Below are 25,047 nucleotides of genomic sequence, written 5' to 3' on the forward strand. Positions count from 1 at the left end.
ATAATTAAAGCTTTTCTGCAATTCTTAGCACAGAGCTGCGCGAACGAGGGTTCATTTCAATTTCTTGTTTGCTTGGCTTAATCGCTTTGCTCACCGCTTTCATATTCGCACTACCAAGAGCACGAATTTGCTCTTCAGTCATTGGAATGCCATGTGGCACTTCAGGTCCTTTGCTCTCTTTACGGATAAAACGTTTGACCATACGGTCTTCCAGAGAGTGGAAACTGATGACAGATAAACGACCTTCAGGAGCCAGAATGCTTGCCGCACCTTTTAGTGCCGTATCAATTTCTTCTAACTCACTGTTGATGTAAATACGAAATGCCTGGAACGCACGAGTCGCAGGGTGTTTTTTCTCTTTAAAGCTTTTGGGTGCAGCATCTGAGATCAGCTTCGCGAGCTGGCCAGTACGTACCAGTGGTTCATTTTCTTCGTCTTCACGGTAGGCAACAATCGCTTTGGCAATGCGGCGCGCGTGTTTGTCTTCACCAAACTCACGAATCACCCAAGTAATATCATCTAAGTCAGCTTCCATTAGCCATTGAGATACGGGAATACCTGATGTTGGGTCCATACGCATATCTAGCGGGCCGTCTTTCATAAAGCTAAAGCCACGCTCTGCGTCGTCTAACTGCGGAGAAGAAACACCTAAATCCAGTAGAACGCCATCAACTTTGCCAACCAAGTCATACTCTTTAGCATACTCAGCAATACCAGAAAATGGACCATGAATGATGGTGAAGCGAGGATCATTGATTTTGCCTGCTTCAGCTATCGCTTGAGGGTCACGATCGATACTGTACAGTCGGCCGTTTTCGCCGAGTTTAGATAGAATAGTCCGGCTGTGACCGCCACGGCCAAATGTTCCATCGATATAGATACCGTCTGGTTTGATAGCTAAGCCATCAATGGATTCATTTAATAACACGGAAATATGTTGGAAGGTTTCGGTCATAGCTTTCTCGTTGAATGATCTTGAAGCGATTTTAAGATATGTTGCTCTCTCATGCTGAATATTTATAGCAAAAGATCAACCTACCATAGTGTACTGATTTCCCACATCATCGCCACCTCAAGTCTAAAGTCAGACGTGATTTAACGCCAAGTTTATTGGTAATGACAGGGTTTGCGTCAATAAAATGCAAAAAACCCATCACTACAAAAAGTAGTGATGGGTCTCGAATAGTTGGAGTCGACACATAAGCCGGGTTCTGTTCCGCTTGCGCGGCGGTAGCCATTCGTCTAGGCCAGCAATCGCTCACTGGCTCAAGCAACCTACCCGCCTCCTTACGCGAGCAACGCAATGTGGAGGCCTATTTGGTCTTGCTCCGGGTGGAGTTTACCCTGCAACGAACTATTGCTAGTCGTCCGGTGCGCTCTTACCGCACCCTTTCACCCTTACCTGTGCCCTAGGGCCATCGGCGGTCTTCTCTCTGCTGCACTTGTCGTAGGCTTGCGCCTCCCAGGCGTTACCTGGCACCCTGCTCTATGGAGCCCGGACTTTCCTCCCCTTTACCAGTCTCCCGAAGGACGTCAACGTCAGTCTCCCAAAGGACTTCAACGTCAGTCTCCCGAAGGACATCAGTAAAGCAGCGACTACCCAGTCAACTCCGAGGGCGGATTGTATAGAGTTATCTACTCAGAGTCTAGTGAGATCACAGATATGATGAAATGAATGCATTGAGTGATGTTTTTTTAACCTAACCATCAAACATTGAGCCTAAAAAAGGCCGATATTTTCACATCGACCCGCTTTACCATGTGTCTCGTTAGCAGTGCTTAGTCTAAGTTTTCTAAGCCCCACTTATACAACGCATTCTTCTTCAAGTTATGAATTTCTGCCACCAAAGCCGCTGCTTTTTTCAAAGGCAGCTCTTTGGTTAAAATCCCTAATGTACGCAAGGCATCATCTGGCAATGAATCGTCCGCGGTTTCGCGGTGACCATGTACCAATAATACCATTTCGCCACGCTGTTGGTTATCGTCACTTTTCACCCACTCAATTAACTCACCTAATGGCATACCTTGAATGGTTTCAAAGGTTTTCGTTAGTTCTCTCGCCAACACGACTTCTCTATCTGGGCCAAGAACGTCTAACATGTCTTGTAGAGAGTCCAAAATACGGTGCGGTGACTCGTAAAAAATACACGTACGCTCTACCGAAGCAATCTCTAGGAATTTATCCTTACGGCCTTTGCTTTTCGGTGGTAAAAAGCCTTCGAAGCTAAAGCGATCGGATGGCAAGCCTGATGCACTTAACGCCGTAATGACCGCGCAAGCACCAGGAAGCGGCACAACTCTAACGCCCGCTTGACGACATTTTGTCACCAAATGGTATCCTGGGTCGCTGATAAGTGGCGTACCAGCGTCAGAAACTAACGCGATAGACTGACCGGAAAGCAGCTTTTCTACCAAAACCTGTGCTTTTTGCTGTTCATTGTGATCATGCAGAGCAAAAGTTTTGGTTTGAATATTGAAGTGAGACAGTAATTTACCCGTATGTCGAGTATCCTCAGCAGCAATGATGTCCACCGTCGACAGAATTTCGATAGCACGTTGGGTGATATCCGCTAAATTTCCGATTGGAGTCGGTACGATATAGAGAGTTGGCCCCTCATTCGGCAACTTATTTTTATCTGTCATTTGTTTACCATCACTTCAACGATTAATATAGAGACAATTTTGTACAAAATTATAGAGAACTCACGGCAATGATTAACCATAAGAGACTCAGTGTACCACGCATACTTACTCCTGTTGCACTAGCAATTACGCTCGCCGCCTGTTCTTCAGGTCCAAGACAGCCTGATGGCGTTGATGTAACACTTGAGCCTACTCAGTCTGTTCAGAACTATATGATCCAAGCTGATAGCACGGAAGGCAGTTTACAAAATGACTGGTTGATCATGGCAACCAAAGCCGCTATTCAAGCGAACCAGTTTGATCAAGCAGAACTGTTGATCAAACGTCTGGCTCGACAACAGTTGACCGAAGTTCAGCAAGCGGAGTGGCAACTGGCGCGTGCGACCATACAGCAAAAGCAAGGTAATTACTCGCAGTTGCTACAATTGTTAAACTTTAAACCTTGGTGGAAATTGCCAAACGAGCAATGGAAAGACTATTACTTGATGCGTGCCGACGCTTATCAAGGCCTTAACCAAGCGTTTGAAGCAAACCGCCAGCTGGTTGCATTTGGTCAATACGCCTCGTCAGCAGAGCAGAGGGAAATCTCTAGCCGTATTTGGATGAACTTTGGCAGCTACTCAGAATATGAACTCACCTCATTAGAAACAGAGCCGAATGAGGATGTTCTAGACGGCTGGCTTCAGCTGGCTGTTTATGCAAAAACGCTATCGGGCAACCTGTCCCAACTTAAAAATACGCTAGAGCGCTGGTTAAGCGAAAACCCTTCGCACCCTGCTGCTATCTATACACCAGAAGAGATTCAAAACATTCTCTCTCTTGATATCGTGAAGCCAAACAATACTGCTTTATTGCTGCCGCTGACGGGTAAGTTCTCGCCACAAGCGCAATTAATTCGTGATGGTTTTGTGTTTGCGATGATGAATGATCGTAATCGAGATCCTAGTGCAACACTTACGGTGATTGACACCAATGCGTATAACGCTGACCAAATTAAACAACGCTTGATCAATGAAAACATCGATTTTGTTGTTGGCCCTCTAGAAAAAGAGAACGTGGAGTTGTTGCACACAACCATGGATGGCTCAGCAAATGGCCCTACCATTCCAGCCCTTGCGCTAAATATCCCCGAGGATGTGCAACCAGATAGCAATATTTGCTACTTGGCATTATCACCGGAACAAGAAGCCGCACAAGCTGCAAAACACTTGTTCAGCGAAGGCTACAACTTCCCTCTTATTCTTGCACCAAAAGGCAGCTTTGGAGAGCGTGTAACTGAGGCTTTCAACAAAGAATGGCGAAAGTACAGCTCTAACAAAGTCGCAGCAAGTTACTTTGGTGACAAGCGCCAACTTCAAAAAGACATCAATGAAGTATTTGGCCTGCAAGAGAGCAAGCAGCGTATCGCCCAGATGCAATCATTAATGCGAATTAAGCTTGAAACACAGCCACGTAGCCGTCGTGATGTTGATGCGGTTTATATCGTAGCTAGAAGCACTGAGCTAACTTTGATCAAGCCGTTTATCGAAGTAGCGATTAACCCTGATGCGAAAGCACCACAAATCTTCTCTAGTTCGCGTAGCAACAGTGGCGGCGCGACATACGAAGATCTAACAGGCATCATCTACAGCGACATTCCATTGCTGATTGACCCAGATCCTAGCGTGACCGCTGAAATGAACGAGCTTTGGTCAGAGCAATCTAACATGGAAAAACGTTTGAAAGCACTCGGTATGGATGCATATAAATTGATCGGTGAACTTCCACAAATGAAGGTCGTTCCTGGTTACTCAGTCGGTGGCCAAACCGGTATTTTAAGTATCGACAACAACTGTGTTGTACAGCGTGAATTGAGCTGGGCTGAGCGTGGGGCTCTTTAGTAAGCGCCAAATCGGAAATCAATATGAAGCTCTGGCGAAGCACTATTTGCAACGCCAGGGCTTGCGCTTTATTGAACAAAATTTCCTGACCAAGGTCGGTGAGATTGATTTAATCTTCCAACAAGGTGAAACTATCGTGTTTGTTGAAGTCAAATATCGTAAGAACGATCACTTTGGCTCAGCAGCAGAAATGGTAACGCACGCAAAAATGCGCAAGCTAATCAAAACTGCACAAGTTTGGCTTAGCCAACAAAAGCGCTTAAAACACAATATCGATTATCGGTTTGATGTCATCGCTATTCATGACAATGGGCGAGATATCAACTGGATAGAAAACGCAATCTCTGAAGGATAAGCGATGCTAGACAGCATTAAAGACAGCTTTACAGAAAGTATTCAAATTCAAATCGCAGCAGCAGAGGCGCTGCCCGATGCCATTACTCACGCGGCCCAAGCGATGGTCTCAAGCTTGCTCAATGGCAACAAAATTTTATGTTGTGGTAATGGCGGCAGTGCTTCAAACGCTCAACAATTTGTTTCTTGTCTTTTAAACCGTTTTGAAACTGAGCGCCCTAGCCTACCTGCAATGGCCTTAACAGCCGATAATACAACCCTGACCGCTGTTGCAAACGACTACCACTACCAGGAAATTTTCTCAAAACAGGTGCGAGCGTTTGGCCAGCCAGGCGACATTCTGCTTGCCATGTCGACTAGCGGTAACAGCAAAAATATTATCAAAGCGATGGAAGCGGCCGTAACTCGAGACATGACGATTATCGCGCTAACAGGAAAAGATGGCGGTGAGATGGCAGGACTGCTTGGTGAGAACGACGTCGAAATTCGCATTCCATCACACCGCACTGCACGTATTCACGAAGTACATATGGTGACACTCCATTGTCTTTGTGATCTTATTGACCAGGTGCTTTTCCCTGCTCATGAAGAGTAACCAAGACTGAGGGTCAGAATTATGATACGTAGCTTTGTTATCTTATTAACAGCATTGAGTTTAAGTGGTTGTGCTGGCTTGTTTATCGCTGGCGCTGCAACCACAGCAAATATTGTCACGGACACACGCAGTACAAAACAAATTTGGCAGGACAACAACATCGAATTCGAAGTTGCAGCGATCGGTAATAAGGCGCCGTTTAAAGGTGAAGTTCGTGTGGTTGCCAGCTCTTATAACGGTACGGTTGTTCTTATGGGTCAGGCTCCAACGCAAGACCTTATCCATGCTTTAGAGCGAAGAGCTCGAGAAGTTAGTGGTGTGAAAGTCATACACAATCAAATCAAACAAAAAGAGCCACTCACTGTCACTCAAATTAGCAACGACAGTTGGATCACAACCAAAGTAAAATCAGCCTTGCTGACCGACTCTGAACTCAATGGCGTTAAGGTTAAAGTGATCACCGAAGACGGCGACGTTTTTCTGTTTGGTTATGTCACACCAGAGCAAGGCGAGCGAGCGACAGAAATCGCGCGTAATATCTCTGGCGTAAAACAAGTCATTAAAGGGTTCCAATATGGCGAAATGGAACCTGTTGAAGTGGACTTACCGAGTGACGGTGTACAAACAATAGAAAGTGAGACAAACGCGGAAAATGAAGCCAACGTCGAAGCATTTACGATTGAGTAATTGCGAAATATCACTTGAAAACACGTCAAGACACTAAATAATAAAAAAGCAGCGTTACGCTGCTTTTTTATTATTTAATCACTCTTAAGCTTGGTTTGCCTTTTGGTCGAGGAGCATCATCCTCTTCGGCATCCGAATCAGAGGCTAACTCAGAAGGCTCATCGCTAACCTTTGTAAACGATGGGGATGATTCTTCCTCGGTCATCGCTTCTTCTTCGATGTGAGTGTACGCTTCTTCTGGTTCAAACATAGTACCAGCACCATTCTCACGCGCATAAATAGCTTGGACAGCATACAGAGGCACAATTACTGAGTGTGGACGACCGCTAAAGCGAGCATGGAAGGTAATCGCATCATTACCTAACTCAAGATTACCCACCGCACGTGGTGCAATATTCAAAATAATTTGACCATCTTGAATAAACTCAAGCGGTACACGTACGCCCGGCATCGTTGCATCCACAACCAAGTGAGGAGTCAAGTCATTGTCTACTAACCAATCGTAAAATGCGCGAAGCATATACGGGCGGCGAGCAGTCATTTTTGCAATATCCATAACGTGTTTAAAATCGCTTAGCGAACTAGGCGCATTTCACGTTCAGCTTCAGTTAAAGAAGCAAGGAACGAATCACGTTCAAATACGCGGTTCATGTACACCTTGATTTCTTTTGAACCAGGGCCAACCAGATCGATACCAAGTTGAGGCAGACGCCACAATAATGGAGCTAGGTAACAGTCGATCAAGCTGAATTCTTCGCTCATGAAGTACTCATATTCAGCAAAAATTGGCGCTAATGTTAGAAGATCATTACGCAGCTTTGTGCGTGCTTTTTCTGATTCTTCCGCATTACCTTTCATCACTTTTTCAGCGAGTGAGTACCAGTTGCGTTCGATACGGTACATCATCAAGCGGCTGTTGCCACGAGCAACAGGGTAAACCGGCATTAGAGGTGGATGAGGGAAACGCTCGTCCAAGTACTCCATGATGATTTTTGAATCGTAAAGAGCTAGCTCACGGTCAACAAGAGTTGGCACTGATTTATATGGGTTTAGCTCAACAAGCTCAGCAGGAAGGTTTGCTTCGTCAACAAGCTCAACTTCAACACTTACGCCTTTTTCAGCTAGTACAATGCGAACCTGATGGCTATACAAATCTGATGCACTTGAGAAAAGAGTCATCACAGAACGTTTATTGGCAGCTACAGCCATGGAGCCCTCCAGTACACTTACAAATAAAAACAATGGAGGCTAAGCCTCCATTGTACATCAATTAAAATTGGGAATTAGCACGGTATTTTAGCACAATTAATGCACATCGCGCCAATACTCTTTCTTGAGCATCACGACAACGATGGTTAGAAGCACTAAGAAGCCCATTACCCACCAACCTAAAGCATGACGCTCAAGCTGCACTGGGTCACCTGAATAAACCAAGAAGTTCACTAGGTCGCCAACCGCTTTGTCATATTCGCCTTCGCTCAGCTCACCCGTACCATCTGTTTCAGTACCAACAACAACTTGTACTTCTTCGCCATCTACGATTTTCGTATCGTAAATCGGCGTCGGGATACCCTGTAGCTCTTCGAGCACATGTGGCATACCAACACTCGGGAAGACAATGTTGTTCACGCCGAATGGACGAGATGGATCAACATAGAAAGAGCGTAAGTAAGTGTATAACCAATCAGCACCACGAACTCGTGCAACCAACGTAAGATCTGGTGGTGGAGCACCAAACCAGTTTGCCGCTTGCTTCGGTGGCATTGCGTTGACCATTAGATCACCGATTTTCGCTTCAGGATTGAAAATCAGGTTTTCTTTCATTAAGTCTGTTGGAATTTCCAAGTCTGTTGCTACACGCTCATAACGCTGATACTGCGTTGAGTGACAAGCAAAACAGTAGTTCATGAACAACTTCGCACCGTTTTGTAGCGAAGCTTTATCCGTTAGGTCAACATTCGCTTTATCAAGCGGAACGTTAGCCCCCGCTGCCATCGCTAGTGATGGCAACATAGCAAATAGAATTACAATCCACTTCTTCATTTGAATGTCACCCTCTCTGGTAATGGTTTGGTTGCTTCATTTTTGCTGTAGAAGAACAACAACACAAAGAACATGAAGTAACACAAGCTAAAGATCTGAGATAGTAGTGTGTACGTTGGTGTTGCAGGTAACGCACCTAAAATACCCAGAGCGATAAAGGCGATAGTGAACTGTACAATATTCAACAGATGAAGTTTGCTACGGTAACGGTATGAACGAACTTTACAACGATCCAACCAAGGTAGAACAAACAGCACTGCAATTGACGCACCCATTAGGATAACACCTAATAGTTTGTCTGGAACCGCACGTAAGATTGCGTAAAACGGCGTGAAGTACCATACCGGAGCAATGTGCTCTGGTGTCTTCAGTGGGTTTGCAGCTTCAAAGTTAGGCGGTTCAAGGAAGTATCCTCCCATTTCTGGGTTAAAGAACAGCACATAACAGAAGAAGAACAAGAAACCAGCCACACCAACTAAGTCCTTAACCGTACCGTATGGGTGGAAAGGAATAGAGTCGATAATGTCGTATTTCTTCGTGTAGTAATCGTGGAACTTGAACTGTGTCTTGTAATCATCGCCCATTGAACCTTTTGGTAGCTTAGTTTCGATACCATCAGGGTTGTTTGAGCCGACTTCGTGCAGCGCCAATACGTGCAGAACCACAAGAAGAAGCAGAACGATAGGCAGTGCAATAACGTGTAGTGCGAAGAAACGGTTTAACGTTGCACCAGAGATGATGTAGTCACCACGGATCCAAAGCGTTAGGTCATCACCGATAACAGGAATCGCACCAAACAAAGAAATGATTACCTGCGCACCCCAGTATGACATCTGACCCCATGGCAGTAGGTAACCCATGAATGCTTCAGCCATTAGAACGAGGAAGATCAACATACCGAAGATCCACAGTAGTTCACGAGGTTTTTGGTATGAGCCGTAGATCAGGCCACGGAACATGTGCAAGTACACAACAACGAAAAACGCAGATGCGCCAGTTGAGTGCATGTAACGTAAAAGCCAACCGTACTCTACATCACGCATGATGTACTCGATAGAAGCAAACGCACCGTCACCAGAAGGAACGTAGTTCATCGTTAGCCAAATACCCGTTAGGATTTGGTTAACCAGAACCAGCATCGCCAGAGAACCGAAAAGGTACCAAAAGTTGAAGTTCTTAGGCATTGGGTATTCAGACAAATGCTTTTTATAAGCATTCATTGCAGGAATACGCTTTTCAACCCAGTCTAACATTGCTTGCATTATGCATCCCCCTCATCAACACCCACAATGAGCTTGGTGTCGCTCAAATACATGTGCTTAGGAACGACAAGGTTCAATGGAGCAGGTACCCCTTGGAACACTCGACCAGCCATATCGAACTTAGAACCATGACAAGGACAGAAGAAGCCAGATCTTACGCCCTGGACCTGCTCTGAGAAAGAGTCTGGTAGATAGGTTGGTGAACAACCTAGGTGAGTACAGAAACCAACAGCGACAAAAAACTCTTCCTTAATCGAACGAAACTCATTCTGAGCGTACTCAGGCTGCTGTTCCATTTCAGATTGCGGATCACGAAGCTTATCGCCGATCGTTTTTAAGTTATCTAGAACGCTTTGAGTGCGGCGAACAATCCATACAGGTTTCCCCTGCCACTCGACACGAACCAGCTGACCTGGTTCAATTTTACTTATATCCACTTCCACCGGTGCACCTGCCGCTTTGGCTTTGGCACTCGGATTCCATGATTTGATAAAAGGCACGGCGACGGCGACTGCCCCTAACCCACCAACAACTGCCGTTGTAGCGGTTAGAAAACGCCTGCGACCGTTATTTAAAGGCGCGTTGCTCATCCAAACATTCTCCCATTTGCTCCCTTTGGATCGTTATTATTCCGCTTATAAGAGCATGGCTAACAAATAATGAATTTAGTTCTATTTATTGGAGGGAAATGATAAAGAAAACCCTACTTTTTGACAAGATAAAGCTACCTTTTTGTAACATTTGTGAGGCAAATCGCTCGCGTCGTCACAAAAGCGGCAGAATTATAAAAAATTGATGTGATTTGTAACAAGAAAGCACAACATGGAAGTTCTGCTGAAAGCTATTCAAACCTTTTATCTTGGTAGTTTTCAGTTAATTACACAGCAAAATATTTCTTAGTGCGCATTCAACTTACGTTGTTTGTATTTTCACTTTTGTAGCACGCCGCATACGCAAAAAAGACGAGTAGGCATTTTAAAACATGTTGCAGGGATATTAAGACGTAAAGGCACCCACAGCAGATAAATAAGCTTATAACGTATGGTAAGGAAGAAGCCTTACTCTGAACCTAGTTATAAGTGAATACAAATGGATATTGATAGGCTGGTATAAAAACAAAAAAGCCCGGCATAGAGCCGAGCTTTTGGTACACAGTTTCCAGAGTAACTCTGAAAAGCAGAATTTCCAATAAGAGGAAATTAACGCTTAGAGAACTGTGGACGACGACGTGCTTTACGTAGACCAACTTTCTTACGTTCAACGCAACGAGCGTCACGAGTAACGTAGCCAGCTGCGCGTAGAGCAGGACGTAGAGACTCATCGTATTCCATAAGCGCGCGAGTGATACCGTGACGGATAGCACCAGCTTGACCAGAAATACCGCCGCCTTTAACTGTTACGTAAAGGTCTAGCTTTTCAGTTAGTTCAACAAGTTCTAGAGGTTGTTGTACAACCATGCGAGCTGTTGGACGACCGAAGTATTCGTCAAGGTTACGCTTGTTTACTACAATGTTGCCGCTGCCTGGTTTAATAAAAACACGTGCAGCTGAGCTTTTGCGACGGCCAGTGCCGTAGTATTGATTCTCTGCCATTTTCGAAATCCCCAATTAGATGTCTAGTACTTGTGGTTGTTGAGCAACATGGTTGTGCTCAGCGCCTGCGTAAACTTTAAGCTTACGGTACATAGCACGGCCTAGAGGACCACGTGGAAGCATGCCTTTAACTGCAAGCTCAAGAACCATCTCAGGTTTACGATCGATCAACTTTTCAAAAGTGATAGATTTTAGACCACCTGGGAACTCAGAGTGACGGTAGTACACTTTGTTCTTAGCTTTGTTACCAGTTACAGCAACTTTCTCAGCGTTGATAACGATGATGTAGTCACCAGCGTCAACGTGAGGAGTGTATTCAGCTTTATGTTTGCCACGTAGGCGAGATGCAATTTCACTTGCTAGACGACCAAGAGTTTTACCTTCAGCGTCTACAACGTACCAGTCGCGTTTTACAGTTTCTGGTTTAGCAACGAAAGTTTTCATGCTAATAATAACCCGTTAATTAAAATTTAAACTTTAAGGAACACCGTTCTGGTGCTCCCACACTGTCTAAGAGCCCAGTCATCACCCCTTCGAGTCGTTGGTACTCTCGACCTTCAATTTCGAAATAACTTCGATAATCCGGTCTGCAGTAACGGTGGGTCGCAGGATTATAGAGAAGAGCGAAGAAAAAATCACCTTTTTTTGCGCCAAATCACTAATTTTTTCTTCACTTTTTAAGAACACACTAGATTTAGGCCAAATGCTCACGCGCGAGGTACTCATGACTTTGCATCTCAGTGAGCCGAGACAAACAGCGCTTAAATTCAAACTCGAGCTGCCCCTCAGTATATAAGTCTTCCATTGGCACTTCAGCAGAAATAATCAACTTCACATTGCGCTCGTAAAACTCATCGACCAGTGCGATAAAACGCCTCGCAGCGTCATCTATTTTTCGGTTCATCTGTTGAACGTCCGCCAATAATACCGTGTGATAAATTCGGGACAGCTCAATGTAGTCATTTTGACTGCGAGCGGTTTGGCATAACTGAGCAAACGACGCATGCAGAACCCCATCACTCGCTTCAATTACCTCAAGCTGACGGTGATTAACTTCGATTTGATGAGCGACGATCTGACGTTCGCCCGTCAGCTGCTGATAATACTTGTTGAGATTAATGTTGGCCTGTTCATCAAGTGGATAATGGTATATTTCGGCCTGTTCAAGCGTTCTTAAGCGATAATCAACGCCACTATCAACATTCAACACGTCACAGCGTGCCAAAATCATATCAATTGCAGGCAAAAAGCGCGCTCTTTGTAAGCCATTACGATATAAGTTCTGTGGCTCGATGTTTGAAGTCGCGACTAGGATCATCTGCCGCTTGAACATCTCTTGGAGTAACGTTGCAAGGATCATCGCATCCGTAATGTCAGAGACAAAAAATTCATCAAAGCAAACCACATCCGCTTCTTCTTTGAATTTATCCGCTACTTTTGCTAGCGGATTTTCGACATCACCTAACAGCTTCAACTCATCATGTACTCGATACATGAAGCGGTGAAAGTGTACGCGCATTTTTCTTTGGGTTGGTAAAGCATCAAAAAACGCATCCATGAGGTACGTTTTACCGCGTCCGACTCCTCCCCAAAAGTAAAGACCTTTTGGGGGCTCAGGCATGTCGATTTTTTTCCCCATGAGCTTTTGCCATTTGGAAAGCTGGGGCACAGGAGCTGACTGAAATTCAACGATAGCATGGTAAAGCTTATCTAATGCAACGACCGCTTGATACTGAGCTTCATCACGCTGAAACCCGTGTTCTGCTATGTCTTTTTGATATTGTTGTAGTGGTGTCATCGTATTAAGTCGTATAGAGGTACTGGGAAAAGGGTTACCTCGGGGTCAACTTTGAGAATAGAGAGAAGTAGTTATCAGTCCCCGAAGACATACTGCTATTTTTCTTTATCGGCTGTTCAAGCCATAGTAACATGGACTAGCACCGCGTGTAACTAAGTAGTAAAAGACTTGTTAAAACAACTATAAGGAGCAGTTATGCCTTGGATTTATGCCATTGTGGGTTTGCTGGTCGGTACAATCGTAGGCGTAGTCATTAGTAGACTAACCACCCCTGAATACAAGAAACAAAAGTCTGTGCAGAAAGAACTTGAAGCGGCCAAGTTTGAACTAGAGCAACAACGTCAAGAGCTCGTCGATCATTTTGCACAAACCGCAGAAATGTTGGATACACTAGGTAAAGATTACACCAAGCTGTACCAACATATGGCTAAGACCTCCTCTGAGCTTTTGCCAAACTTGCCAGAGCAAGACAACCCGTTTGATAAGAAAACGGCAATGTCTTCTGAAGCTATTGCAGAAGATCAACCAGAGTTTAACGAACAGCCAAAAGACTATGCCAATGGCGCAACGGGTCTTTTAAAGGATCAAGAGAAAGAAATCATTAATGCTCCCGAAGCGGTAACCGCAAAAGCATCATAATCTTCTCTTACCTCTACCTACTAGGGCCGATACATTTGTATCGGCCCTTTTTTGAACTTTTTCTCCTTACCTTTGCTCTAACTTGGATGTGAACTGCCTCCCCCTTTGATTATCCGAACTAGGCCCTATATTAGTTATTAACAAAGTGAACTAACCGTTCGGATATTTCTTTTTGGCAGACATGTTTCAAGAGGAGTTATTGGATGAAAAAACCACTGCTTGCGCTCACCGTTCTATCTCTGAGTTTGGGCTCTATTATTGCGCCAGTTCAAGCCACCGCCGCATTACCTTTAAATGTGGATGGCCAACAGTTACCTAGCTTGGCGCCCATGCTTGAGAAAGTAACCCCTGCTGTTGTGAGTATTGCTGTAGAAGGCAAACAAGTACAAACCAGCCGTATTCCCGAACAATTTCAATTCTTCTTTGGACCGGACTTTCCGATGGAGCAAAGGCGCGAGCGCCCGTTCAGAGGTTTAGGTTCTGGTGTCATTATTGATGCGAAAAAAGGGCATATCGTCACTAACTACCACGTAATCAAGGGCGCGGATGAGATTCGAGTTCGCCTCTATGATGGTCGCGAGTATGACGCTACGCTCGTTGGCGGCGATGAGATGGCCGATGTTGCGTTGCTTAAATTAGAAAAAGCGAAAAACTTAACGCAAATTAAAGTCGCAGATTCCGACAAACTTCGCGTAGGTGACTTTACGGTTGCGATTGGTAACCCATTCGGACTCGGTCAAACCGTGACGTCGGGCATCGTCTCAGCGTTAGGCCGTAGTGGCTTAAACGTTGAAAACTTCGAAAACTTCATCCAAACCGATGCCGCAATTAACAGCGGTAACTCTGGTGGTGCATTGGTCAACCTTAATGGTGAGCTGATCGGTATTAATACTGCGATTTTAGGCCCTAACGGCGGTAACGTGGGGATTGGCTTTGCGATTCCGTCCAACATGATGAAAAACCTCACCGAGCAAATTCTAGAGTTTGGTGAAGTCAAACGCGGCATGTTGGGTGTACAGGGCGGTGAAGTAACCTCTGAGCTGGCTGATGCATTGGGTTACGAGTCAAGTAAAGGGGCCTTTATTGGCCAAGTCGTACCAGACAGCGCAGCCGATAAAGCTGGATTGAAAGCCGGTGATGTAATTGTATCGGTAAACGGTAAAGCGATTAATACTTTCTCAGAGCTCCGCGCAAAAGTGGCAACGCTGGGCGCAGGTAAAGAAATCACATTAGGTGTGGTTCGAGATGGTAAGAATAAAACCTTTGATGTAACGCTTGGCGAATCTACAAATATGAAAGCCAAAGCCGAAACATTACACGAAGGGCTCAAGGGTGCGGAATTAAGCAATACGACACCAAGTGATGCAATTCAAGGCGTTAAAGTATCGAGCGTTGCAGATAACTCTCCGGCCGCTCAATATCAATTACAACAAGGTGACATCATTATCGGTGTGAACCGCCAGCGCGTGAAAAACCTTGCTGAGCTTCGTGCAATCGTGGATAAACACAAAGGCGTATTGGCTCTGAATATTCAGCGTGGCGAACGTACTATTTATCTTGTTATTCGTTAGTCACTTTCAAAGTGATAGGAAATAAGGTTTTCGATGCATAGCACCGAGTAATAAGCCTCGAATACTTTTCCTTATCGCTCAATAGCTAATGAAAAGGGCAGCACGATTCCGTGCTGCCCTTTTGTTATTTTTCAATGTAATGCTATTCTTCATCTTCTATGCCATTTTGGCGCTCATGCATGGAGAGGATATGCTCAGCTTTTTATTACGTTCTGTCTTTTTAGGCTTGGCTACTGCCGCAGTGGTATTACTGGCGGTGCCATCTTTGCGCCACAACGTAATTCCTGCCCCGCTAGATCCGCAACCTGTTAATATCGCGTCCGTTGAGTTGACATTTAATCAGGCGGTGCGAAGAGCAGCACCTGCCGTAGTAAACATCTACAGCCGTAAATATGTTGAAAATGATCGCAGTAAACTCTCGACTCAAGGTCTGGGTTCAGGTGTTATTGTCAGTGAGAAAGGCTACATCATTACCAACTACCATGTGGTTGCTCAAGCAGACCAAATTGTTGTCGCATTACAAGACGGTAGAGCCGCGGCAGCTCAGCTAGTTGGCACGGATAAACGCACAGACATTGCCGTACTTCGTGTCGAAGGTTCGAATTTACCTGTTATTCCTCTTAACTCTAATTACAAACCACAAGTTGGTGATGTGGTCCTAGCCATCGGTAACCCATACAACCTTGGGCAAACCACAACGTTCGGTATTATTTCAGCAACAGGACGCTCATCTATTAGCGACGGTCGCCAAGCATTTATTCAAACCGATGCCGCCATCAATGAGGGGAACTCTGGTGGCGCCCTAGTGAATACTCAAGGTGAGCTCGTCGGCATCAATACCGCCTCTTTCCAGCAAGCGACCGATTTAGAAACTTACGGTATTTCCTTTGCGATCCCTGCGCCACTAGCCAGCAAGATCATGCAGAAAATCATCGCTGATGGTCGCGTGATTCGTGGCTATATTGGTATCGACGGCCAAGACATTAATGCGGTCACTGCTCGCCTACTTGGAAATGAACACATAGGTGGTATTGTCGTGCTTGGTATTGATCCAAATGGTCCAGCCAATGCAGCAGGCTTCCAAAAGCAGGACATCATTATCAGTATTGATGGCAATAAAGTGCAAGGGCGTCAGAGCGTTATGGATATCGTCACCGATTTACGTCCTGGCACCACCGTGGACGTCGGCATCATTCGCAAAGGAAAAGAGATGAGCTTGAAAGTCACGATTGCTGAAGACAAGCAAGAAGCATAAAAAATCCCAGCCATTGGCTGGGATTTTTATTTGTGCGTTACTCGCTATCGCTCGGTGCTTCCGTCGTATCGGAATCATCCAGCTCAACTTCTATACGAGTAACTCGCTGCAAACCTCTTGGTAGTAACCCGCCTCGGCGACCACGTTCGCCACGGAAGTTATCAAGGTCAGACGGTTTAAGACCCAACTTTCGCTTACCCGCGTACAGCGTTAACGATGCACCTTTTGGTAAAGACATTAAGTGAGATAGTACTTCTTCTCGCTCTTTTGCTTTAGCAGCAGGAATGTTGATGATCTTATTCCCTTTACCTTTCGCCAGTTGTGGCAGGTCTTTGATTGGGAACAGCAGCATGCGACCTTGGTTAGTGATTGCTAAGATTTCATCAGAATCTAAATCTTCAATCGCTTTTGGCGTCATGACCTCAGAGTTAGCCGGTAAAGTGACCAGCGCTTTACCACTGCGGTTTTTAGACAGCAAGTCAGCGCCTTTACATACAAAGCCGTAACCTGCATCAGAGCCCACCAGCCACAGCTGATCTTCTTCACTCATGATCACTTGGCGAATACTGCTACCAGCCGTAATATTCAAACGACCGGTAATCGGCTCACCTTGACTACGAGCAGAAGGCAGCGAGTGCGATTCCAGAGAGTAACTTCGACCGTCACTACCTAGGAATACCGCAGGCTGATTACTCTTACCTCGAGCGTGCGCTAAGTATTTATCACCCGACTTATAGTTCAGGCCTTCTGCATCTACGTCATGGCCTTTCGCGTGACGAATCCAACCTTTCTCAGAAAGCACAACCGTGATTGGTTCACTTGGAACAAGATCACGTTCAGTGAGCGCTTTTGCCTCTGCACGCTCAACCAATGGAGATCGACGGTCATCACCGTATTTCTCAGCATCCGCTTTGATTTCTTTTTTCAGTAGTGTGTTTAGACGGCGCTCAGAACCGAGCAGCTGTTCTAGCTTCTCACGCTCTTTCTCTAGCTCGTCTTGCTCACCACGAATCTTCATCTCTTCTAGTTTGGCTAAGTGACGAAGTTTGGTGTCTAGAATCGCATCCGCTTGGATATCGGTAATACCAAAACGTGCCATCAATACCGCTTTAGGATCATCTTCAGTACGGATGATCTCAATCACTTCATCTAGGTTTAGGTAAGCAACCAGCAAACCTTCCAAAATGTGTAAGCGAGCCATGACTTTGTCTAAGCGGTGTTGTAGACGACGACGTACGGTCGTGCGACGGAACTCAATCCACTCTGACAGAATTTGCACCAGACCTTTAACTTGAGGACGATTATCCAAACCAATCATGTTCAAGTTAACGCGGTAGCTGCGCTCAAGATCCGTTGATGCGAACAAGTGGTTCATCAACAAATCACAATCGACGCGGTTTGACTTAGGAACCACAACGATACGCGTTGGGTTCTCGTGATCCGACTCGTCACGAAGATCGTCAACCATTGGCAGCTTCTTCGCTCGCATCTGGTTGGCGATTTGCTCAAGCAGTTTTGCACCCGATACTTGGTGTGGCAGAGAGGTGATAACGATATCAGAACCTTCTTTGTGCCATACCGCGCGCATCTTGATGCTACCGCGACCATTGCGGTAAATCTTCTCAATATCCGCTTGCGGCGAGATGATTTCTGCTTCTGTTGGGTAATCCGGACCTTTAACATATTGCATCACGTCCGGCAGTTCTGCTTTCGGGTTGTCGATCAAATGAATAGTCGCATCTGCGATTTCACGAACGTTGTGCGGTGGGATGTCTGTTGCCATACCAACCGCAATACCGGTTACACCGTTAAGCAAGATATGAGGCAGACGTGCTGGCAACATTTGTGGCTCTTTCATTGTGCCATCAAAGTTAGGTTGCCATTCAACCGTACCCTGGCCCAGTTCGCCTAGCAATACTTCAGCAAACTTAGACAGTTTTGCTTCGGTATAACGCATTGCCGCAAATGATTTCGGATCATCTGGCGCACCCCAGTTACCTTGACCATCCACTAATGGATAGCGGTAAGAGAATGGCTGAGCCATCAATACCATCGCTTCGTAACAAGCTGAATCACCGTGCGGATGGTATTTACCTAGCACGTCACCAACGGTACGTGCAGATTTTTTGTATTTTGCTGATGCAGAGAGACCAAGCTCTGACATCGCATAAATGATGCGTCGTTGAACCGGCTTTAAGCCATCACCAATGTATGGCAAGGCGCGGTCCATGATTACGTACATCGAGTAGTTCAGATAAGCGTCTTCAGTGAACTTGCGCATTGGCAACTGTTCGACGCCATCGTAGGTAATTTCTGTAGACATCCGTTACACCTCTGCCAAGTCGCCGTTGTTTTGTAGCCAAGAACGACGGTCATCTGCACGCTTTTTGCCTAGCAGCATGTCCATCATTTCCATGGTCGCCGTAGAGTCGTCAATGGTTAGCTGCACTAAGCGACGCGTGTTCGGATCCATGGTGGTTTCACGCAACTGAAGTGGGTTCATCTCACCCAGACCTTTGAATCGTTGCACGTTGATTTTGGCTTTCTTCTTCGACAAGCGCTCTAAAATGCCATCTTTTTCATCGTCATCGAGGGCGTAGAACACTTCTTTCCCGCAATCGATTCGATACAGAGGCGGCATCGCCACATAGATATGGCCCGCTTCAACCAGCGCGCGGAAGTGACGAGTAAATAGAGCACAAAGCAGCGTTGCGATGTGAAGACCATCCGAGTCCGCATCGGCAAGGATACAGATCTTACCGTAACGCAACCCCTCAAGGTTATCGCTGTCAGGATCAATCCCCAAGGCCACTGAAATATCGTGTACTTCTTGAGATGCTAATACTTGGTCAGCAGAGACTTCCCACGTGTTCAAGATCTTACCACGCAGTGGCATCACGGCTTGGAATTCACGGTCACGTGCCTGTTTTGCCGAGCCACCCGCAGAGTCACCCTCCACAAAGAAGATTTCAGTGCGACTTAAGTCCTGTGCTGAACAGTCGGTCAACTTGCCTGGCAGTGCCGGGCCGGACGCCACTTTCTTACGTACGACTTTTTTCGCTGCACGCATACGACGGTGCGCGTTAGCGATACAGACTTCTGCCAATTGCTCTGCTAGCTGAGGCTTTTCGTTCAACCAAAGACTGAACGCATCTTTGACTACGCCAGAGACAAATGCCGCGGTTTGACGAGAGGACAGACGTTCTTTGGTCTGGCCTGCAAATTGCGGATCTTGAATTTTAACCGACAACACGTAAGAACAGCGGTCGAAAACGTCATCACCCGTTAGCTTCACGCCACGAGGTAATAGATTACGGAACTCACAGAATTCGCGCATCGCTTCTAACAAGCCTTGGCGTAGACCATTAACGTGCGTACCACCTTGAGCGGTTGGGATCAGGTTAACGTAGCTTTCGGTGATCATCTCACCACCTTCTGGCTGCCAAATTACCGCCCAGTTTGCCGCTTCGGTATCCGCCAAGAACTCACCAGTAAATGGTTCTTCAGGAATAACTGGGTAGCCTTTTACGCCTTCCGCAAGATAGTCTTTAAGACCGTCTTCGTAGTACCACTTATAGTCTTTACCATTAACTTTGTCGGTTAATGTAATTTCTAAACCCGGACACAAAACCGCTTTTGCGCGCAGATTATTGACTAGGCGCGTAACAGAGAAGTTAGCCGAATCGAAGTACTTCGCATCAGGCCAGAAATGCACGCTGGTACCGCGATTGCGACGACCACATGTGCCGGTTACGGTCAGGTCAGAGACTTTATCACCGTGCTCAAATGCAATTTCATACACTTGGCCATCACGACGAACGGTTACTTCAACGCGTTTTGACAACGCGTTTACTACCGAAATACCTACCCCGTGCAAACCACCAGAGAATTGGTAGTTTTTGTTAGAGAACTTACCACCTGCGTGCAGCTTGCATAGGATTAACTCTACGCCTGACACTTTCTCTTCTGGGTGGATATCAACAGGCATGCCTCGACCATCATCGATCACTTCTAGTGATTGGTCGGCATGTAGGATGACTTGTACTTTTGAGGCATGTCCGGCTAGCGCTTCATCGACACTGTTGTCGATAACTTCTTGGCCCAAATGGTTTGGGCGCGCTGTATCCGTATACATCCCTGGTCGGCGACGTACTGGCTCTAAGCCATTCAGTACTTCAATGGCACCAGCATTATATTGTTCAGTCATAATACGGAATTATTCTCAAAGTTTACTTGTTGCCTGAATATCACCAATGGGTGAACCCATACTCAGGAAACGAAAAAGCCACCCTGTTCACATCACTAAGTGCTTGTAAACATGATGCATAACAAAGTAGCCAGGGTCCTCGACCCTTAAGATCTTTTGGCAAAACATAGTCGGAAAGCATACCGCCTATGTCAAGAAACGGTTGGATATATCAATAAAAACTATGAGCCTTTTCCAATCGCTTTCGAATTACAGTTCTAGAAATTCGATAATCTGTGCAGGATAACGCTCAAAGCCTACAAAACTGTGATCACCGCCTTGTTCTACTGTTTGCTTAGCGTCTGCAAACTTATCTACCGCTTGTCGATAGTCTAAAACCTCATCTTCTGTTTGCTGCAACAACCAGAAAGAATGTGGCGACGCGATGCTTTGTACATCAAGAGCTTTTAACTCGTCAATATGACAAGCTTCAAGTGTATAGGTTTCGTGCGTATAAGGGTTAGTTTGCTCACCCAAATAATCTACTAACAACTCATAGGGCTTAACCGCGGGGTTGACCACAACCGCTTTAAATCCAAACTTGTCATTTAGCCACGTTGACATAAAGCCGCCTAATGAGCTGCCCACCAGACCAATGTTATAATCGTCTTTATATTGTTCGATGATATCCAACAACATTTTCGCCGCTTGTTGAGGATAACAAGGTAACTGGGGAACAATCACTTTGATATCAGGACGATGCTGCTCGCAGTATGCTCTCATCACATTGGCTTTCATTGAAAGTGGAGAACTGTTAAAACCATGGATATACAGAAGAAGTGAAGGTTTACTCATAGATATCTCGCACAAAAAAGCGAGCCCGAACATAGAGCTCGGGCGCGTTAGTATCCGTTAGAAGAGAAGTCTGGTTGGAACTGGCCGTCAGGAAGTCGGCCCACTTGGGTCGTAATATCACCACAAGCGTACAACTGCAGTTCACGCCAACCAGGCGAAGTCGTATCGAGGGCAAAATCATCCGAGTTAGGCTTAAACTGAACACACGTCGAGGGTGTTGCCATCACTCGAATACCATTATGAAGCACATTCATATCTTGATGAACATGTCCACAGAGAATGCCTTTCACGTTATCAAAACGATCGACAACGTGCCAGAACGCTTCGGCATCTTTTAAGGTATGCTGATCAAGCCACGCGCTTCCCACTAATAATGGATGGTGATGCAGCAACACAAGTGTGTGCCTTTCTGGGTGTTCTGCTAACTTTTCTTCGAGTAACGCTAACTGCTGATCACTCAAGCGTCCGTGGGGAACGCCAACAACTTGCGAGTCTAAAAGAACCAACTGCCAATGCGCGCCAAGCAATACATGCTCTGCCGCTTTGATTTGTTGCGAAGGTAATACACTGCCCATATTGGGCTTGTAGTCATGATTACCAGGCAGCCAAAAGCAGTCTTTCTCTAGCGGTTCAATGCCTTCGGCAAAGCGCTGGTAAGATTCTGCACTATGGTCTTGGGAAATATCCCCTGTCGCCAAGATGTAATCAAACGTCACGTTGCGGCGTAAAACATCAGCAACAACAGCGTTAAAGCTATCGGCCGTTTTTACGCTCAGCAAACTTCCCTCATCGGCAGCAAACAGATGAGTATCCGTAATTTGTAAAAGTTTGATGCTGTCACTAGATGATTGCAAAATGAAAACCTGATTCGTCCACTATATCGTTATTTGTTATTTTCCTTTAGTGACGTGACGATCAATTGAAGGCAAGTGGTGTTCTACTGATACCACTTCGTAAACAAAACGTCAGCCATTCACCGAGGAATGTGTTTAGTTGATGCTTTTCATCTTTCTGCATCAGTTGGTCGTTGGGATAATCATACTTAGCTTTTATGCGAGAGAACTCTCCGCTTGAGCATACTTCGGCTACTCTCGCATCGTGATAAAGCCTGACAGACATCGTCGGTAAAGGAAACACTGGCGTTTCATCACTCTGACATATCTCAACAACTGTGGTGTATTTTGTGATTTCATTCACGGTCAATTGGTAAACCATGTTCGACGCTTGGTAGCAACGTACATCCCCAACTTCGGCAGAAGCAGGCAATAAGGCGTTCAATTTAGCGTAGTTGGTCTCATAGGTTCTCATTAGACCCGCTAAATCAACATGATACCTCTGTTTTTCAGCCACTTGTGCCATTACTTACTCTCCACCATTTGGGGTTGCCCCCACTGTGACTTCAACTCTTGATGGTTTAATTGCAACCATTGCAACGCAATAATCGACGCACCATTTTCAAATTTTCCGTCTTTCACCCATTGATATGCTTGCTCACGACTCAAAACATGTACGCGAATATCTTCATTCTCATAGTCTAAACCATGAATGCCGTGCGCTTTAGATGCGTCCACTTCACCAACAAATACGTCCAACTTTTCCGAGCAACCGCCAGCAGAAGGATAATAAGAAGTGACTGGCGCAACACGCCCCACTTGTATCCCCGCCTCTTCGACAGCTTCTCGGCGAATGACGGCTTCAGCTGATTCATCACGGTCAATCATACCCGCGACAATCTCTAGCTGCCATGGGTGTTGATGCTCTAAGGCTCCTACTCGAATCTGTTCAATGATAACCACTTGATCCGTATTTGGATCATAAGGAAGCATCGCTGCAGCATGACCACGCTCGAACATTTCTCGTTCGACAACCTCGCTCCAACCTCCAGCAAATAGCTTATGCTGAAAGCGATATTTCACCATTTTGAAAAAGCCTTCAAATAAGGTTTCTTTCGAGATGACTTTTACATCTTGCGAAGTAAAATCCTTTTGTTGTTTGTCACACTGTTGCATTCGACACCTCTCTGAGTGAATCTTGTAGTTTACTCATTGTTATTCGCTTGCTCAAAGGACTTGGCTCAACTTTTTGTACAATAGTTACAAATTAATTTAAGTCTTTGGTGAAAATTTATTGCACAACTGGATAATTACATGTAAAAAAGTGCAAACTTTAGAGTAAATATCGTGCAAATTGAGTTAAACTACTGGGAATTAACCAATCTATTGACCGCGGGAATAGAAAATGAAAAAATTGCTTCCACTATTTATCAGTGCAGCGCTAGGTAGCATGAGTACGTCTGCGTTCGCAGACTCTTTGGCTGAAATCTACGACTTAGCAAAACAAAATGATCCACAATTGCTCAGTGTAGCAGCACAACGTGACCAAGCTTTCGAAGCAATCACCTCAAGCCGTAGTGCTCTATTACCACAAATTAACCTAACAGCAGGTTACAACTTAACTCGTGGCGATACTGAATACGACTCAAATCTAGTCAATGACGTATCAAACGATGCCAACGCTCTAACCGCTGGTGTTAGCTTTTCACAAGCACTTTACAACCGCGCATCTTGGATCTCGCTAGATACCGCTGAGAAAAGTGCTCGCCAAGCAGACGCAACTTACGCTGCGACTCAACAAGCACTAATTCTTCGTGTTTCACAAGCGTATTTTGAAGTTCTACGCGCACAAGACAACCTTGTTTTCGTACGTGCAGAAAAAGCCGCAGTGGGTCGTCAACTAGAGCAAACAAAACAGCGTTTTGAAGTAGGTTTATCTGCGATCACTGACGTACACGACGCGCAAGCTCAGTACGACCAAGTACTGGCGGATGAAGTGTTAGCAGAAAACGCACTGACTAACAGCTACGAGTCATTACGTGAAATCACTGGTCAAGAGCACAAAGATCTCAACATCTTGGACACTCGCCGCTTCACTGCTAGCCCATCGACCGTGCCTGCTGAATCACTAATTGACGAAGCAAAAACCAAAAACCTGACCTTGCTATCTTCACGTATTCTTCAAGATATCGCACGTGACAATATTTCACTAGCAAGTTCTGGTCATCTACCAACGCTGTCTCTAGACGGTGGTTACAACTACGGTGATACGTCTCATAGCTCTCGTGACAACACCACAGACAACTTCAATATCGGTGTGAACCTTGCGGTGCCGCTATACACGGGTGGTAACGTCACCTCTCAAACCAAACAGGCTGAATACGCGTACGTGGCTGCAAGTGAAGATCTTGAAGCACAATACCGTAGCGTAGTAAAAGATGTTCGCGCACAAAACAACAACATTAACGCCTCTATCGGCGCACTACGTGCTTATGAGCAAGCCGTTATTTCTGCGCGCTCTGCACTAGAAGCAACAGAAGCAGGTTTTGATGTGGGTACTCGTACTATCGTTGACGTGCTAGACGCAACTCGTCGTCTATACGATGCGAATAAAAACCTATCGAACGCTCGTTACGACTACATCTTAAGTGTTCTTCAGCTACGCCAAGCCGTTGGTACGCTAAGCGAACAAGACATCTTAGACGTTGATGCAGGTTTGAAAGCAGCAAAATAACTGCTGACTGAATACTTCAGTTCTCAATAAATAAAAACGCCAGTTGATTTATCAGCTGGCGTTTTTTATTGCTTGCCGTTAAGAGACGAAAAGTGTCTCAGAACATCAAGTATCAAAAAG

The 25,047-nt window shown here is 45.5% G+C and carries 24 protein-coding genes and 1 other RNA gene; 8 read left to right on the forward strand and 17 right to left on the reverse strand.

Going from position 1 to position 25,047, the window contains the following annotated elements; genetic code table 11:
• Window positions 1-4 precede the first annotated feature (4 nt).
• The 3 genes from rsmH to rsmI all read right to left on the reverse strand — a co-directional run bounded on the left by rsmH (window position 5) and on the right by rsmI (window position 2,643).
• Window positions 5-955 carry a 16S rRNA (cytosine(1402)-N(4))-methyltransferase RsmH gene (gene rsmH, locus NL643_RS05850; protein WP_005396452.1) on the reverse strand — a complete coding sequence of 317 codons (951 nt, stop codon included), beginning with the start codon at window positions 953-955 and terminating at the stop codon, window positions 5-7.
• Window positions 956-1,184: 229 nt separating this feature from the next.
• An RNA gene (rnpB, locus tag NL643_RS05855) (RNase P RNA component class A) lies at window positions 1,185-1,612 on the reverse strand.
• Between the two features lie 167 nt (window positions 1,613-1,779).
• A complete protein-coding gene (gene rsmI, locus NL643_RS05860) occupies window positions 1,780-2,643 on the reverse strand; it encodes a 16S rRNA (cytidine(1402)-2'-O)-methyltransferase (RefSeq protein WP_005396454.1) in 864 nt (287 codons plus the stop codon).
• Between the two features lie 68 nt (window positions 2,644-2,711).
• Between rsmI and NL643_RS05865 the strand changes: the two genes are divergently transcribed.
• Genes NL643_RS05865 through NL643_RS05880 form a run of 4 tightly spaced genes read left to right on the forward strand, consistent with a single transcriptional unit; the run spans window position 2,712 to window position 6,159 of the window.
• Entirely contained in the window at window positions 2,712-4,523 is a 1,812-nt protein-coding gene (locus NL643_RS05865) for a penicillin-binding protein activator (protein ID WP_048626628.1), read from the forward strand.
• Window positions 4,510-4,878: a YraN family protein gene (locus NL643_RS05870; protein WP_012842156.1), complete on the forward strand. Its 369-nt coding sequence runs from the start codon at window positions 4,510-4,512 to the stop codon at window positions 4,876-4,878. The genes NL643_RS05865 and NL643_RS05870 overlap by 14 nt, the downstream gene beginning before the upstream one ends.
• Before the next feature lie 3 nt (window positions 4,879-4,881).
• Window positions 4,882-5,472 carry a phosphoheptose isomerase gene (locus NL643_RS05875; protein WP_005372901.1) on the forward strand — a complete coding sequence of 197 codons (591 nt, stop codon included), beginning with the start codon at window positions 4,882-4,884 and terminating at the stop codon, window positions 5,470-5,472.
• A 21-nt stretch (window positions 5,473-5,493) separates the two neighbouring features.
• Complete coding sequence (locus tag NL643_RS05880; protein ID WP_012842157.1) at window positions 5,494-6,159, forward strand: BON domain-containing protein; 666 nt, start codon at window positions 5,494-5,496, stop codon at window positions 6,157-6,159.
• Between the two features lie 70 nt (window positions 6,160-6,229).
• On the opposite strand, the gene sspB is transcribed toward NL643_RS05880, so the two are convergent.
• The 8 genes from sspB to zapE form a co-directional block, all read right to left on the reverse strand.
• Window positions 6,230-6,715, reverse strand: coding sequence for a ClpXP protease specificity-enhancing factor (gene sspB / locus NL643_RS05885; RefSeq protein ID WP_253644081.1), 486 nt, complete (start codon window positions 6,713-6,715; stop codon window positions 6,230-6,232).
• Between the two features lie 17 nt (window positions 6,716-6,732).
• Window positions 6,733-7,368 carry a stringent starvation protein SspA gene (gene sspA / locus NL643_RS05890; RefSeq protein WP_005372897.1) on the reverse strand — a complete coding sequence of 212 codons (636 nt, stop codon included), beginning with the start codon at window positions 7,366-7,368 and terminating at the stop codon, window positions 6,733-6,735.
• Between the two features lie 96 nt (window positions 7,369-7,464).
• Entirely contained in the window at window positions 7,465-8,202 is a 738-nt protein-coding gene (locus NL643_RS05895) for a cytochrome c1 (protein ID WP_005372881.1), read from the reverse strand.
• The gene (locus NL643_RS05900) at window positions 8,199-9,464 is read right to left on the reverse strand and encodes a cytochrome bc complex cytochrome b subunit (RefSeq protein ID WP_005372880.1); all 1,266 of its coding nucleotides are present in this window, start codon (window positions 9,462-9,464) and stop codon (window positions 8,199-8,201) included. The genes NL643_RS05895 and NL643_RS05900 overlap by 4 nt, the downstream gene beginning before the upstream one ends.
• Window positions 9,464-10,054: a ubiquinol-cytochrome c reductase iron-sulfur subunit gene (petA, locus tag NL643_RS05905; protein ID WP_005396462.1), complete on the reverse strand. Its 591-nt coding sequence runs from the start codon at window positions 10,052-10,054 to the stop codon at window positions 9,464-9,466. The genes NL643_RS05900 and petA overlap by 1 nt, the downstream gene beginning before the upstream one ends.
• Window positions 10,055-10,663: 609 nt before the next feature.
• Window positions 10,664-11,056: a 30S ribosomal protein S9 gene (rpsI, locus tag NL643_RS05910; RefSeq protein WP_005372876.1), complete on the reverse strand. Its 393-nt coding sequence runs from the start codon at window positions 11,054-11,056 to the stop codon at window positions 10,664-10,666.
• 15 nt (window positions 11,057-11,071) lie between these two features.
• Window positions 11,072-11,500: a 50S ribosomal protein L13 gene (rplM, locus tag NL643_RS05915; RefSeq protein ID WP_012842158.1), complete on the reverse strand. Its 429-nt coding sequence runs from the start codon at window positions 11,498-11,500 to the stop codon at window positions 11,072-11,074.
• A gap of 250 nt (window positions 11,501-11,750) precedes the next feature.
• Window positions 11,751-12,854 (reverse strand): cell division protein ZapE, encoded by a 1,104-nt coding sequence (gene zapE, locus NL643_RS05920; RefSeq protein WP_005395918.1) that lies wholly within the window; start codon window positions 12,852-12,854, stop codon window positions 11,751-11,753.
• Window positions 12,855-13,049: 195 nt separating this feature from the next.
• Here zapE and zapG point away from each other — a divergent pair, with 195 nt between their 5' ends.
• The 3 genes from zapG to degS all read left to right on the forward strand — a co-directional run bounded on the left by zapG (window position 13,050) and on the right by degS (window position 16,319).
• Window positions 13,050-13,493 carry a Z-ring associated protein ZapG gene (gene zapG, locus NL643_RS05925; protein ID WP_005395919.1) on the forward strand — a complete coding sequence of 148 codons (444 nt, stop codon included), beginning with the start codon at window positions 13,050-13,052 and terminating at the stop codon, window positions 13,491-13,493.
• 203 nt (window positions 13,494-13,696) lie between these two features.
• The gene (locus NL643_RS05930; protein WP_005395920.1) at window positions 13,697-15,064 is read left to right on the forward strand and encodes a Do family serine endopeptidase; all 1,368 of its coding nucleotides are present in this window, start codon (window positions 13,697-13,699) and stop codon (window positions 15,062-15,064) included.
• Between the two features lie 190 nt (window positions 15,065-15,254).
• A complete protein-coding gene (gene degS / locus NL643_RS05935; protein WP_253644082.1) occupies window positions 15,255-16,319 on the forward strand; it encodes an outer membrane-stress sensor serine endopeptidase DegS in 1,065 nt (354 codons plus the stop codon).
• A gap of 37 nt (window positions 16,320-16,356) precedes the next feature.
• Here degS and parC read toward each other — a convergent pair whose 3' ends face one another.
• The 6 genes from parC to nudF all read right to left on the reverse strand — a co-directional run bounded on the left by parC (window position 16,357) and on the right by nudF (window position 23,369).
• The gene (gene parC, locus NL643_RS05940; RefSeq protein WP_006743360.1) at window positions 16,357-18,642 is read right to left on the reverse strand and encodes a DNA topoisomerase IV subunit A; all 2,286 of its coding nucleotides are present in this window, start codon (window positions 18,640-18,642) and stop codon (window positions 16,357-16,359) included.
• 3 nt (window positions 18,643-18,645) lie between these two features.
• Complete coding sequence (gene parE / locus NL643_RS05945) at window positions 18,646-20,526, reverse strand: DNA topoisomerase IV subunit B (RefSeq protein ID WP_006743361.1); 1,881 nt, start codon at window positions 20,524-20,526, stop codon at window positions 18,646-18,648.
• A gap of 249 nt (window positions 20,527-20,775) precedes the next feature.
• Window positions 20,776-21,360 (reverse strand): esterase YqiA, encoded by a 585-nt coding sequence (gene yqiA / locus NL643_RS05950; RefSeq protein WP_053808564.1) that lies wholly within the window; start codon window positions 21,358-21,360, stop codon window positions 20,776-20,778.
• A 47-nt stretch (window positions 21,361-21,407) separates the two neighbouring features.
• The gene (gene cpdA, locus NL643_RS05955) at window positions 21,408-22,214 is read right to left on the reverse strand and encodes a 3',5'-cyclic-AMP phosphodiesterase (RefSeq protein ID WP_253644083.1); all 807 of its coding nucleotides are present in this window, start codon (window positions 22,212-22,214) and stop codon (window positions 21,408-21,410) included.
• Between the two features lie 61 nt (window positions 22,215-22,275).
• Complete coding sequence (locus NL643_RS05960) at window positions 22,276-22,719, reverse strand: DUF1249 family protein (protein ID WP_253644084.1); 444 nt, start codon at window positions 22,717-22,719, stop codon at window positions 22,276-22,278.
• Complete coding sequence (gene nudF, locus NL643_RS05965) at window positions 22,719-23,369, reverse strand: ADP-ribose diphosphatase (protein WP_012842164.1); 651 nt, start codon at window positions 23,367-23,369, stop codon at window positions 22,719-22,721. The genes NL643_RS05960 and nudF overlap by 1 nt, the downstream gene beginning before the upstream one ends.
• A 229-nt stretch (window positions 23,370-23,598) precedes the next feature.
• On the opposite strand from nudF, the gene tolC reads away from it, so the two are divergent.
• Window positions 23,599-24,927 (forward strand): outer membrane channel protein TolC, encoded by a 1,329-nt coding sequence (tolC, locus tag NL643_RS05970; RefSeq protein WP_012842165.1) that lies wholly within the window; start codon window positions 23,599-23,601, stop codon window positions 24,925-24,927.
• The last annotated feature ends 120 nt before the right edge of the window (window positions 24,928-25,047 follow it).

Origin of the sequence: Vibrio sp. Y42_MX_L11, from assembly GCF_024181785.1 — a bacterium.
In the GTDB taxonomy this organism is placed as follows: Bacteria; Pseudomonadota; Gammaproteobacteria; order Enterobacterales; family Vibrionaceae; genus Vibrio; species Vibrio diabolicus.

What these genes read in the sequence shown, in the direction of transcription:
- rsmH (WP_005396452.1), bottom strand. Translation starts at nt 955, where the DNA reads ATGACCGAAACCTTCCAACATATTTCCGTGTTATTAAATGAATCCATT.
- rsmI (WP_005396454.1), bottom strand. Translation starts at nt 2,643, where the DNA reads ATGACAGATAAAAATAAGTTGCCGAATGAGGGGCCAACTCTCTATATC.
- NL643_RS05865 (WP_048626628.1), top strand. Translation starts at nt 2,712, where the DNA reads ATGATTAACCATAAGAGACTCAGTGTACCACGCATACTTACTCCTGTT.
- NL643_RS05875 (WP_005372901.1), top strand. Translation starts at nt 4,882, where the DNA reads ATGCTAGACAGCATTAAAGACAGCTTTACAGAAAGTATTCAAATTCAA.
- NL643_RS05880 (WP_012842157.1), top strand. Translation starts at nt 5,494, where the DNA reads ATGATACGTAGCTTTGTTATCTTATTAACAGCATTGAGTTTAAGTGGT.
- sspB (WP_253644081.1), bottom strand. Translation starts at nt 6,715, where the DNA reads ATGGATATTGCAAAAATGACTGCTCGCCGCCCGTATATGCTTCGCGCA.
- sspA (WP_005372897.1), bottom strand. Translation starts at nt 7,368, where the DNA reads ATGGCTGTAGCTGCCAATAAACGTTCTGTGATGACTCTTTTCTCAAGT.
- NL643_RS05895 (WP_005372881.1), bottom strand. Translation starts at nt 8,202, where the DNA reads ATGAAGAAGTGGATTGTAATTCTATTTGCTATGTTGCCATCACTAGCG.
- NL643_RS05900 (WP_005372880.1), bottom strand. Translation starts at nt 9,464, where the DNA reads ATGCAAGCAATGTTAGACTGGGTTGAAAAGCGTATTCCTGCAATGAAT.
- petA (WP_005396462.1), bottom strand. Translation starts at nt 10,054, where the DNA reads ATGAGCAACGCGCCTTTAAATAACGGTCGCAGGCGTTTTCTAACCGCT.
- rpsI (WP_005372876.1), bottom strand. Translation starts at nt 11,056, where the DNA reads ATGGCAGAGAATCAATACTACGGCACTGGCCGTCGCAAAAGCTCAGCT.
- rplM (WP_012842158.1), bottom strand. Translation starts at nt 11,500, where the DNA reads ATGAAAACTTTCGTTGCTAAACCAGAAACTGTAAAACGCGACTGGTAC.
- zapE (WP_005395918.1), bottom strand. Translation starts at nt 12,854, where the DNA reads ATGACACCACTACAACAATATCAAAAAGACATAGCAGAACACGGGTTT.
- zapG (WP_005395919.1), top strand. Translation starts at nt 13,050, where the DNA reads ATGCCTTGGATTTATGCCATTGTGGGTTTGCTGGTCGGTACAATCGTA.
- NL643_RS05930 (WP_005395920.1), top strand. Translation starts at nt 13,697, where the DNA reads ATGAAAAAACCACTGCTTGCGCTCACCGTTCTATCTCTGAGTTTGGGC.
- degS (WP_253644082.1), top strand. Translation starts at nt 15,255, where the DNA reads ATGCTCAGCTTTTTATTACGTTCTGTCTTTTTAGGCTTGGCTACTGCC.
- parC (WP_006743360.1), bottom strand. Translation starts at nt 18,642, where the DNA reads ATGTCTACAGAAATTACCTACGATGGCGTCGAACAGTTGCCAATGCGC.
- parE (WP_006743361.1), bottom strand. Translation starts at nt 20,526, where the DNA reads ATGACTGAACAATATAATGCTGGTGCCATTGAAGTACTGAATGGCTTA.
- yqiA (WP_053808564.1), bottom strand. Translation starts at nt 21,360, where the DNA reads ATGAGTAAACCTTCACTTCTTCTGTATATCCATGGTTTTAACAGTTCT.
- NL643_RS05960 (WP_253644084.1), bottom strand. Translation starts at nt 22,719, where the DNA reads ATGGCACAAGTGGCTGAAAAACAGAGGTATCATGTTGATTTAGCGGGT.
- nudF (WP_012842164.1), bottom strand. Translation starts at nt 23,369, where the DNA reads ATGCAACAGTGTGACAAACAACAAAAGGATTTTACTTCGCAAGATGTA.
- tolC (WP_012842165.1), top strand. Translation starts at nt 23,599, where the DNA reads ATGAAAAAATTGCTTCCACTATTTATCAGTGCAGCGCTAGGTAGCATG.